This window comes from Pseudomonas sp. BF-B-15 (genome assembly GCF_019946675.1).
GTDB classification, from domain to species: Bacteria; Pseudomonadota; Gammaproteobacteria; order Pseudomonadales; family Pseudomonadaceae; genus Aquipseudomonas; species Aquipseudomonas migulae.
The window spans coordinates 47,599-57,794 of record NZ_JAGYFZ010000032.1 but is presented as its reverse complement, the minus strand read 5'-3'; the positions used below and the strand labels follow the sequence as shown (position 1 = coordinate 57,794).

Here is a 10,196-nt window from a genome sequence, read left to right as displayed (position 1 = left end):
GAGCGAAGCTTGCTCGCGAAGGTGTGTCAGGCGACAGCACCGTTGCTGACACACCTTCGCGAGCAAGCTTCGCTCCTACAGGGGATTGCGTGCTCAGGTGAACATATTTTTCATGGCGGCGTACTGCAGCAGCATGATGGTCTTCGCGTCGCAGATCTCCCCGCGATAAAACGCTTCCAGCGCGTCGTCGAACGGCCACTCCAGCACTTCCAGTTCTTCGGTCTCTTCTTCGAGCCCGCCGCCCTCGCCGACTTTCGATGAAGCATCGTATTCGGCGATGAAAAAATGCAGTTTTTCTGTCACCGAGCCGGGGCTCATGTAGGCCTCGAACACCTTCTGCACATGGTGCACGCGATAACCGGTTTCTTCCTCCGCTTCATCGCGGATGCGTTCTTCGGGCGCAGCGCCTTCGAGCAATCCCGCAGCCACCTCGATCAACAGACCGTCGTGACCATTGACGAACACCGGCAAACGGAATTGCCGGGTCAGTACGACGGTTTTCTTCTCGCGGTTGAACAGCAGAATCGCCGCACCATTGCCACGGTCGTAGACCTCGCGAGTCTGGCGTTGCCATTCGCCGTTGTTGCGCTGGTAATCGAAGGTGATTTTCTTCAGCAGATACCAGTCGTGGGACAACACCTGGGACTCGACGATGTTGACCCGCTCGGCTGTGTTCGGCATGGCAACGCATCCTTATTTCGTCAGAAAACGCCCATCTTAGACGAAGGCCCTCACGAAAGTTGAGCCTTGTATTCCTTCTCGTATTGCCTGGCGAGCGTTTCTTTCTGCTGGTCGTCAAGCAGCTTGCCGGCCATCTGGAAGAACTTCTGCTCTTCTTCCTTCAGATGGTGATGGACCTTCTCGGAGAGCTTCTTCGCGGTCGCCAGCCAGGCCGGGCTGGACATCTCGGTCTCGTCGAGTTCCTCCATCATTTCGTCCATCTCGTGATGCTCGGAAATCGCGTGGCGACTGAGGTCGACACCGTTGTCGAACTCCATCAGCGGGATATAAAAATGCCGCTCTTCTGCGGTTTCGTGTGCCTGGAGTTCGGACTTGAGCTGCTTGTAGGCTTCAACGCGCTCCGGGGTGTCGCCACTGGTCTTGACCAATGCGACGGCGTAGGTGCGTTGGCGGTCATGGCTTTCGCGCAAGGCTTCGAAAATGTTCATTGGCAATCCTCATCGGCCGCGTTCTGGAATGACGCTGTAAAGGCTAGACATCTGCGCGCTGGCGACGGTTCCTCTGAATAACGAGGGATAGAACAATCGTCGCGACCCGGATACGCTCGTGCATCACTGCCATAAGGATGTAGCCGATGACACTCAGCATCGAACAGTCGCACAACCCGACACCGGAAGATCGCGAGGCGATCCTTGCACCGTTGCGGGCCTACAACGTCGCCCAAGCGGGGGACGGCAAAGCGCAACCGCTGGCCCTGCTGGTGCGCAATGACCAGGGCGAGATTCTCGGCGGGCTGTACGGCCGGTTTTTCTATCAATGGTTGTTTATCGAATTGCTGTCGGTGCCGGAACAGGGCCGGGGACAAGGCATCGGCTCCAGACTGATGCAGATGGCCGAAGACCTGGCGCGGGAGAAGGAATGCATCGGGATCTGGCTGGACACCTTCGACTTTCAGGCGCCGGAGTTCTACAAGAAGCTTGGGTTCAGCGAGTTGGGGCAGATCGTTGACTACCCGCCGGGGCACAAGCGCTTCTTTTTCCAGAAGCGCCTGATCAATAAAGCCGAACTCTCCCTGTAGGAGCATGGCTTGCCAGCGAAGGCGTCCGTGAAATCGCCTTCGCCGGCAAGCCGTGCTCCTACAAAGGTATTGCGGTGTTCAAAAGATCAGAGGCAGGTAGCCAGCGCCGCCAAACGGCGCTTGGCGACAAAGTCGTCATGCTGCGCGTAGTAACTCAACGCCGTCCCTGACGCATCGGTGGTCACGTCCACAAAGGACTCCGCCGAACGCGTGTAAACGGTAGACCCGCCCTTCTTGCCCGGCTGCAAATAAGCGCCCGCATCGACGCCGAATACCGCCTCGTCCTGCCAGGCGAACTGCACGCACTGGGCGACGACTTTTTCCGGTTTGTCCGAAGTCAGGGTTTTGTACGGGGTGCCCGTGCGGGCATCGTTCATCACCGAACCGGCGCATCCCGCCAGCAACGTTGCGGCCAGCGCCACCATCAGAATTCGCATTGCGTGTGCTCATCAAGAAAAAGCGGACTGTATCACCGTGGGCCGGCGTATCGTTCTGCTTTACTTCATTTATACCGCGACACCGCGCAACGATTCGCGCACCCTGTCGCGCCAACCGCTGCATCGCCCCTGTTTTCGGGCTCATTTTTTCTGGAACGTCCATGACACCCAACGCCGAATTCTACAAACCGACCGCTGAATATGCCGACAAGCTGATCAGCCAGATCGGCCAGACGCCTTCCTGGATCGCCAAGCGAATCGGCGTCACCGACAAGCGGATCCGTTACATCCTCGACGGCGAACGCACCGTCAAGGGCGAAACCACGCCGATCCAGATGACCTACTGCGAGCAATTTGCCCTCGAATGCCTGGCCGCAGCGGCCAAGGCCAGCAAGAAGCAGTCCGTGTAACCCATTCTCAAGGAGCGACCATGGCGGCAAGCGAACAGCAACACGAACAGGCGCTGCAGAAGTTTCTCGATGAGCGACCTGAACTGCGCCACGAACTCGACAACCTCAACCCGCTGCTGGCTCAGGCCAAGGGCGAAACCGCAGCGCAGTTTCGCGACGAGCGCTTGCATGAAGCGTTCGAAGCCGAGGCCGAACGCCTGGGGTTGTTTGCCTGGGAGCTGACCCTGCAACTGACCGCCGCGACACCGGAGGACTACGAAGCTCAACGCCTGAACGTACACCGGGAAGTGGCCGAGATGGCGGGGATGGACTGGCTGGAGTATTGCGAGTTATATGGTCTGATCCCATAAACGTCGCCGCACAAGGATCCCGCCACCGATGCTGCCTTCGTCCTCCACGACCCGCGCCAGTCCGGGGCATCTGCACACTCAGAAATGGCGCGGCCGCATCGGCCTGTCGCTGGTGGCCGCACTCTCGGTGCTTGCCGGCATGACCGATGCTATCGGCTTCATGGCCAGCGGCGATTTCGTTTCCTTCATGAGCGGCAACACCACCCGCCTCGCCGTGGCGATCAGCGACGGCGACATGGGCCTGACCCTGCGCCTGCTGTTGCTCGTGGCCACGTTCATCCTCGGCAACGCCTTGGGCATTGTCGTCAGCCGTGTCGGTGGACGCCGCGCGCTGCCCTTGCTGTTGTGCATCGCCATGTTGCTGTGTGCGGCAGCGGCCTGGCCTTATGACGAACAATTGCCGGCGCTGCTGGCGGCGATCATCGCGATGGGCATGCTCAATGCCGCCGTCGAAGAAGTGAATGGCCTGCCGGTGGGCCTGACTTACGTGACGGGCGCCCTGTCGCGCTTCGGTCGCGGCCTGGGACGCTGGATGCTCGGCGAGCGGCGCAATGGCTGGCGGGTGCAGCTGATCCCCTGGACCGGAATGTTTGCCGGCGCGGTGCTGGGGGCGGTGCTGGAGCATCATCTTGGACTCAGGGCGTTGTTTGTCAGCGGGTTGCTGGCGGGGGCGCTTGGCGTGCTGTCGTTGAAGATTCCACGGCGTTGGCAGTTGGGGTATATGCCGCGTTGAACCTGCATTGACTGTTCGGGCCTCATCGCGAGCAGGCTCGCTCCCACAAGGGATTTGCGTCGAGCACAATATTGGAGCGGACCACCGAACCCTGTGGGAGCGAGACCGGCTTGCCGGCGATGGGGTCGACTCGGTCTCAAGGAAAACGCCCTTCGCCGCCCCGCCGATAAAGCTTTATCATGGCCGCAGTTTCGCTGATCGAGTCCGACATGAAGTTCGCCATCGCGCTGTTTTCCGCCGCCCATGCGCCCTCCTCGCGCCGTGCCTTGTTGTTCGCCCAGGCTGCGCTGGCCGGCGGGCATGAGATTGTCCGGCTGTTTTTCTATCAGGATGGCGTCTACAACGCGTCCGCCAGCGTGGTCACGCCGCAGGATGAACAGGACCTGCCCAAGCAATGGCGCGCCTTTGTGGCCGAACATCAACTGGACGGCGTCGTCTGCATCGCCGCCGCCCTGCGTCGTGGCGTATTGAACGACGAAGAAGCCCAGCGTTATCAGCGCGAAGCGGTCGCCGTCGGCGCGCCGTGGGAGTTGTCCGGTCTCGGTCAGTTGCATGACGCGGTGCAGGACGCCGACCGACTGATCTGTTTCGGAGGTGCGTGACATGCCTAAATCCTTGCTGATTATCAGCCGTCAGGCGCCGTGGTCCGGGCCGAGCGCACGCGAAGCACTGGACATCGTGCTGGCCGGTGGTGCCTTCGACCTGCCGATCGGCCTGCTGTTTCTTGATGACGGTGTGTTCCAGCTCGCGCCGAAACAGGACGCCAAGGCCCTGCAACAGAAAGACTTGAGCGCCAACCTGCAAGCGTTGCCGATGTTCGGCGTCGAAGACCTGTTCGTCTGTGGCGACAGCACCGCCGAGCGCGGCCTGACCCCGAACAGCTTGTCGCTGGAGGACGCCCAGGTATTGGCCGCCCGCGAAATCACCGCCCTTATTGACCGTTACGACCAGGTGATCACTCTCTGATGTCGACTTTGCATGTGTTGTCTCATTCCCCGTTCGGCGACGACCGCCTGAGCAGTTGCCTGCGCCTGATCGGCGCGAACGATGCGCTGCTGCTGACCGGTGACGCGGTGTATGCGTTGCAACCGGGCACCGCGCCCTTCAACGCACTGATCACCGGCAACCCGACGCTGTTCGTGTTGGCCGAAGACGCCCAGGCGCGTGCGGTGGAGGTTCCGGATACGGCCAAGGCGATCGATTATCCCGCCTTCGTCGAACTGTCGATTCACTACGACAAGGTCAACAGCTGGTTATGAATGCACTGACGGTCGGCGCCCGCGCCATCGAGTTGGACAAGGACGGTTTCCTGGTTGAACTGAGCGACTGGTCCGCCGACGTGGCCAGCGCCCTCGCCGCTGCCGAAGACATCGAGTTGAGCCCCGAACACTGGGAAATCCTCGAATTGCTGCGCAGCTTCTACGCCGAATTCCAGCTGTCCCCGGCGACGCGTCCGCTGATCAAGTACACAGCGTTGAAGCTCGGCCCGGAAAAAGGCAACAGCCTGCACCTGAACCGACTGTTCAAAGGCACCCCTGCCAAACTCGCCGCGAAACTGGCGGGCCTGCCCAAACCGACGAATTGCTTATGACCGATTATCCAGTGCTGACTCTAGAAACGCCCGCCGAACACCCCTTCGCCCAATTCGTGCGGATCCTCGGCAAAGGCAAGCGCGGCGCCCGCGACCTGACCCGCGAGGAAGCCCGCGAAGCCATGGGCATGGTGCTCGACGACAAGGTCGAAGACACTCAGCTCGGTGCGTTTCTGATGCTGCTGCGGCACAAGGAAGAAAGCGCCGAGGAAATGGCCGGCTTCACCGAAGCCCTGCGTGAGCGCTTGCAACCACCGGCCTTGAATGTCGATCTGGATTGGCCAACCTACGCCGGCAAGAAACGCCATCTGCCGTGGTATCTGCTGGCAGCCAAGTGCCTGGCGCAAAACGGCGTGCGGATTTTCATGCACGGCGGCGGCGCACACACGGCCGGGCGGCTGTACAGCGAGCAACTGCTGGATGAGCTGAAGATCCCGTTGTGCCGCAACTGGCAACAGGTCGGCTTGGCGCTCGATAACGGCGGCCTGGCATTCATGCCGCTGGTGGATTGGGCACCGCAACTGCAACGCATGATCGACCTGCGCAACACCCTGGGCCTGCGCTCGCCGATCCACTCCCTGACGCGCATTCTCAACCCGTTGAACGCTCGCTGCGGCCTGCAAAGCATTTTCCACCCCGGCTACCAGGCGGTGCATCGCGATGCCAGCGGCTTGCTCGGCGACACCGCGATTGTGGTCAAGGGCGATGGCGGCGAGATCGAGATCAACCCCGACACCGACAGCCACCTGTACGGCACCACCGGTGGCGAGAGCTGGGATGAGGAATGGCCGCAGCTGTCGGCGCAACGCCATGTCAAACCCGCCTCTCTCGATCCCGAACATTTGAAAGCCGTATGGCGTGGCGACGTGGTCGACAGTTATCCGCAAATGGCGCTGATTGCGACAATGGCCCTCGCACTACGCGGCCTCGGCCAACCTCGCGAAATCGCCTTCGAAACAGCCCAGAAATATTGGGACGCACGGGACAGATCGATTTAACCGATCATAAGCGCCCAACCTTTGCGCTTTTTTATCGAACCTATCGGAATAGACTCCTCTCCAACGCTTATCGGTTGAGGAGTCTTGAACATGGGTTTGTTAGTCGAAGGTCGCTGGCATGACCAGTGGTACGAAAGCAGCAAGGACGGCGCGTTCCAGCGCGAACAGGCGCAGCGTCGAAACTGGCTGACGGCCGACGGCACGCCCGGCCCGACCGGTGTGGGTGGCTTTGCCGCCGAAGCGGGTCGTTATCACCTCTACGTATCGCTCGCCTGTCCGTGGGCGCATCGCACACTGATCCTGCGCAAACTCAAAGGCCTTGAAAGCCTGATCGACGTGTCGGTGGTCAGTTGGCTGATGCTGGAAAACGGCTGGACCTTCGACAAGCACTTCGGCTCGACCGGCGACAAGCTCGATCACTTCAACTTCATGCACCAGCGCTATACCGCCGACACTGCCGACTACACTGGCCGCGTCACCGTGCCGGTGCTCTGGGACAAGCAGCAGAATCGCATCGTCAACAATGAATCGGCGGAGATCATCCGCATGTTCAACGGCACATTCGATGACTTGACCGGCAATGACCTGGATTTCTATCCGGCGCCGTTGCGCGGCGAGATCGATGCGTTGAATGAGCGGATTTATCCGGCGGTGAACAACGGTGTGTACCGCGCCGGGTTCGCGACATCGCAGACGGCTTATGAAGAGGCGTTTGACGGGTTGTTTGCGGAACTGGATCGACTGGAACAGCTGTTAGACGCCAATCGTTATCTGGTGGGCGAATACCTGACTGAAGCGGACATTCGCCTGTTTACCACGCTGATCCGCTTTGACGCGGTGTATCACGGGCACTTCAAATGCAACCTGCGGCGGATTGCCGATTATCCGAACCTGTCGAACTGGCTGCGCGAGATTTATCAGTGGCCGGGTATTGCCGAGACGGTGGATTTTCAGCACATCAAGAACCACTACTATGGCAGCCACAAGACCATTAACCCGACCGGGGTTGTGCCGAAGGGGCCGGAGCAGGACTTTACCGTGGCGCATGATCGGGCGCGGTTGAGTGGGAAAGGGGTTTGGCGCAAGAACAGCGCCTGATCCGGGTTCTATTTCGATTTTGAGGCCCCCTTCGCGGGCAAGCCTCGCTCCTACAGGTTTTGTGTCCACCCGCAATCGTGCGAACAACATAAAATCTGTAGGAGCGAGGCTTGCCCGCGAAGGAAGCGACGCGGTCTTCAGACTTGCGCCTGAGCCCCCTCAAACCACGCCAGTTTCTCGCGCAACTGCACCACTTCCCCAACAATCACCAGCGTCGGTGCATGCACTTCATGCTCCGCCACCAATCGTGGAAGATCGGCCAAGGTGCCGGTAAACACCCGCTGATTCACCGTGGTGCCCTGCTGAATCAACGCCGCCGGCGTATCCGCTGCGCGACCATGCTTGATCAACTGCTCGCAGATGATCGGCAAGCCCACCAGCCCCATGTAGAACACCAGGGTTTGCGCCGGGGCGACCAGGTCACCCCACGGCAAATCGGTGGAACCGTCCTTCAGGTGCCCGGTGACAAATCGCACCGACTGCGCGTAATCGCGGTGGGTCAGCGGAATCCCGGCGTACGCCGCGCAACCGCTGGCCGCCGTGATGCCCGGCACCACCTGGAACGGGATGCCATGGGCCGCCAGTTCTTCGATCTCTTCACCGCCACGGCCGAAGATGAACGGATCACCGCCCTTCAACCGCACCACGCGCTTGCCCTGTTTGGCCAGGTCCACCAGTTGCTGGTTGATCTGATCCTGCGGCACGGCGTGATCGGCACGACGCTTGCCGACGTAGACCCGCTCGGCATCGCGACGGCACAAATCGAGAATCGCCGGCGCCACCAACCGGTCATACAGCACCACATCGGCTTGCTGCATCAGGCGCAAGGCGCGGAAGGTCAACAGGTCGGGATCACCCGGCCCGGCACCGACCAGGTACACCTCACCCGTGGCAACCGGCGCTTCACCGCTGATTTTCGCCTGCATCATGCGCTCGGCTTCAGCGCCCTGCCCGGCCAGTTGCCGGTCGGCAATCGGGCCCTGGAACACATCTTCCCAGAACGCCCGACGCTGCTGTACATCCGGAAACAGGCCTTTGACCTGACTGCGAAAACGCGCAGCCAAACCGGCCAGTTGACCGTAGGTGGAAGGAATCCAGGTTTCGATCTTGGCGCGGATCAACCGCGCCAGCACCGGCGCATCGCCGCCACTGGAAACCGCGATGATCAATGGCGAACGGTCGACGATCGCCGGGAAGATCACGCTACACAAGGCTGGCGCATCCACCACGTTGACCGGCACGCAACGCCGATGAGCATCGGCGGAGACTTGTGCATTCAGCGGTTCATCATCGGTGGCGGCAATGATCAGCCCGCAGCCGTCCAGATCCGCTTCGACGTAGCCACGCAACAGGCACTCGCCACCGCTGCCGGCAACGAGTTCGCGCAGTTGCGGTTCGATTTCAGGCGCAACCACCCGCAGCAGCGCACCGGCTTCGGCCAGCAGGCGGGATTTGCGCAAGGCAATTTCCCCCCCACCGACGACCAACACACGACTGCCGCGAAGGTTGTGAAACAGCGGCAGATAGTCCATTTAGCCGATGACCTCGAGGCCACCCATGTACGGTTTCAGCACGTCCGGCACACGGATCGAACCGTCGGCCTGCTGGTAGTTTTCCAGCACGGCAACGAGGGTACGACCGACCGCCAGACCGGAACCGTTCAGGGTGTGAACCAGTTCAGGCTTGCCGGTTTCCGGGTTGCGGAAACGCGCTTGCATGCGACGGGCCTGGAAATCGCCGCAGTTGGAGCACGACGAAATCTCGCGGTATTTGTCCTGGCTCGGGATCCACACTTCCAGGTCGTAGGTCTTGACGGCGCTGAAGCCCATGTCGCCGGTGCACAGCGCAAGGGTGCGATAAGGCAGTTCCAGCAATTGCAGGACTTTCTCGGCGTTGGCGGTCAGGCCTTCCAGCGCTTCCATCGAGGTCGATGGCTCAACGATCTGGACCATCTCGACCTTGTCGAACTGGTGCTGGCGAATCATGCCGCGGGTATCGCGACCCGACGCACCGGCTTCACTGCGGAAGCACGGCGTATGGGCGACGAACTTGATCGGCAGCAGTTTCGAATCGACGATTTCGCCGGCGACGATGTTGGTCAGCGACACTTCAGCGGTCGGGATCAGGTACAGATCGGCCTCGCCTTCGCGCGCGATCTTGAACAGGTCCTCTTCGAATTTCGGCAATTGACCGGTGCCTTGCAGCGCCGGCGCCTGGACCAGATAAGGCGTGTAGGCCTCTTCGTAACCGTGTTCGCTGGTGTGCAGGTTGATCATGAACTGCGCCAGGGCGCGGTGCAGACGGGCGATCGGGCCGCGCAACAGGGCGAAACGCGCGCCGGACAGCTTGGCGGCGGTTTCGAAGTCCAGCCAGCCGAATTTCTCGCCCAGGGCGACATGGTCCTGGACCGGGAAATCGAACGCGGTCGGGGTGCCCCAGCGGCGCACTTCAACGTTGCCGTCTTCGTCATCGCCGATTGGCACGGATTCGTGCGGCAGGTTCGGGATGCCGAGCAGGATCGAATCCAGATCGGTCTGGATCGCGTCCAGTTCCACTTTGCCGGCGCTCAATTCGTTGGCCATGCGCTCGACGTCCGCCATCAACGGCGCGATGTCTTCGCCGCGCTGCTTGGCCTGACCGATGGATTTGGAGCGCGCATTACGTTCAGCCTGCAGTGCTTCGGTGCGGGTCTGGACGGTCTTGCGCTGTTCTTCCAGCGCTTCGATGCGCGCAACATCCAGCGTGTAGCCACGGGATGCCAGGCGGTCCGCTACGTCCTGAAGGTTGCTACGTAACAGTTTGGAATCGAGCATGTCGGTC

Annotated in this window: 15 protein-coding genes; 10 read left to right on the top strand and 5 right to left on the bottom strand. The window is 61.0% G+C overall.

What is annotated here, in order from left to right; genetic code table 11:
• Positions 1-93 precede the first annotated feature (93 nt).
• Both KGA97_RS13020 and KGA97_RS13015 read right to left on the bottom strand, forming a co-directional pair.
• Positions 94-681 (bottom strand): NUDIX domain-containing protein, encoded by a 588-nt coding sequence (locus KGA97_RS13020; RefSeq protein WP_223449299.1) that lies wholly within the window; start codon positions 679-681, stop codon positions 94-96.
• A gap of 50 nt (positions 682-731) precedes the next feature.
• Positions 732-1,169: a hemerythrin domain-containing protein gene (locus KGA97_RS13015; RefSeq protein WP_008029475.1), complete on the bottom strand. Its 438-nt coding sequence runs from the start codon at positions 1,167-1,169 to the stop codon at positions 732-734.
• Between the two features lie 146 nt (positions 1,170-1,315).
• Between KGA97_RS13015 and KGA97_RS13010 the strand changes: the two genes are divergently transcribed.
• Entirely contained in the window at positions 1,316-1,759 is a 444-nt protein-coding gene (locus KGA97_RS13010) for a GNAT family N-acetyltransferase (protein WP_223416595.1), read from the top strand.
• Positions 1,760-1,845: 86 nt separating this feature from the next.
• Here KGA97_RS13010 and KGA97_RS13005 read toward each other — a convergent pair whose 3' ends face one another.
• A complete protein-coding gene (locus KGA97_RS13005) occupies positions 1,846-2,196 on the bottom strand; it encodes a hypothetical protein (protein ID WP_008029480.1) in 351 nt (116 codons plus the stop codon).
• Positions 2,197-2,357: 161 nt separating this feature from the next.
• Between KGA97_RS13005 and KGA97_RS13000 the strand changes: the two genes are divergently transcribed.
• The 9 genes from KGA97_RS13000 (at position 2,358) to KGA97_RS12960 (ending at position 7,376) form a co-directional block, all read left to right on the top strand.
• Positions 2,358-2,606: a hypothetical protein gene (locus KGA97_RS13000; RefSeq protein ID WP_008045271.1), complete on the top strand. Its 249-nt coding sequence runs from the start codon at positions 2,358-2,360 to the stop codon at positions 2,604-2,606.
• A gap of 20 nt (positions 2,607-2,626) precedes the next feature.
• On the top strand, positions 2,627-2,956 hold the full coding sequence (locus tag KGA97_RS12995) for a DUF6388 family protein (protein ID WP_223480889.1): 330 nt from the start codon (positions 2,627-2,629) through the stop codon (positions 2,954-2,956).
• A gap of 28 nt (positions 2,957-2,984) precedes the next feature.
• A complete protein-coding gene (locus KGA97_RS12990) occupies positions 2,985-3,689 on the top strand; it encodes a YoaK family protein (RefSeq protein WP_223480888.1) in 705 nt (234 codons plus the stop codon).
• Between the two features lie 209 nt (positions 3,690-3,898).
• Positions 3,899-4,291, top strand: coding sequence for a sulfurtransferase complex subunit TusD (gene tusD / locus KGA97_RS12985; protein ID WP_008029488.1), 393 nt, complete (start codon positions 3,899-3,901; stop codon positions 4,289-4,291).
• A 1-nt stretch (position 4,292) separates the two neighbouring features.
• Positions 4,293-4,655 (top strand): sulfurtransferase complex subunit TusC, encoded by a 363-nt coding sequence (tusC, locus tag KGA97_RS12980; RefSeq protein ID WP_223480887.1) that lies wholly within the window; start codon positions 4,293-4,295, stop codon positions 4,653-4,655.
• Positions 4,655-4,948 carry a sulfurtransferase complex subunit TusB gene (tusB, locus tag KGA97_RS12975; protein ID WP_008043791.1) on the top strand — a complete coding sequence of 98 codons (294 nt, stop codon included), beginning with the start codon at positions 4,655-4,657 and terminating at the stop codon, positions 4,946-4,948. Before tusC ends, tusB begins: the two co-directional genes overlap by 1 nt.
• Positions 4,945-5,280, top strand: coding sequence for a TusE/DsrC/DsvC family sulfur relay protein (locus KGA97_RS12970; RefSeq protein WP_008043792.1), 336 nt, complete (start codon positions 4,945-4,947; stop codon positions 5,278-5,280). The genes tusB and KGA97_RS12970 overlap by 4 nt, the downstream gene beginning before the upstream one ends.
• Complete coding sequence (locus tag KGA97_RS12965; protein ID WP_223480886.1) at positions 5,277-6,278, top strand: glycosyl transferase family protein; 1,002 nt, start codon at positions 5,277-5,279, stop codon at positions 6,276-6,278. The genes KGA97_RS12970 and KGA97_RS12965 overlap by 4 nt, the downstream gene beginning before the upstream one ends.
• A gap of 90 nt (positions 6,279-6,368) precedes the next feature.
• Positions 6,369-7,376 carry a glutathione S-transferase family protein gene (locus KGA97_RS12960; protein ID WP_223480885.1) on the top strand — a complete coding sequence of 336 codons (1,008 nt, stop codon included), beginning with the start codon at positions 6,369-6,371 and terminating at the stop codon, positions 7,374-7,376.
• A 137-nt stretch (positions 7,377-7,513) separates the two neighbouring features.
• On the opposite strand, the gene cysG is transcribed toward KGA97_RS12960, so the two are convergent.
• Both cysG and serS read right to left on the bottom strand, forming a co-directional pair.
• Complete coding sequence (gene cysG, locus KGA97_RS12955) at positions 7,514-8,908, bottom strand: siroheme synthase CysG (RefSeq protein ID WP_008029501.1); 1,395 nt, start codon at positions 8,906-8,908, stop codon at positions 7,514-7,516.
• Entirely contained in the window at positions 8,909-10,189 is a 1,281-nt protein-coding gene (gene serS, locus KGA97_RS12950) for a serine--tRNA ligase (protein WP_008029502.1), read from the bottom strand.
• Positions 10,190-10,196 lie beyond the last annotated feature (7 nt).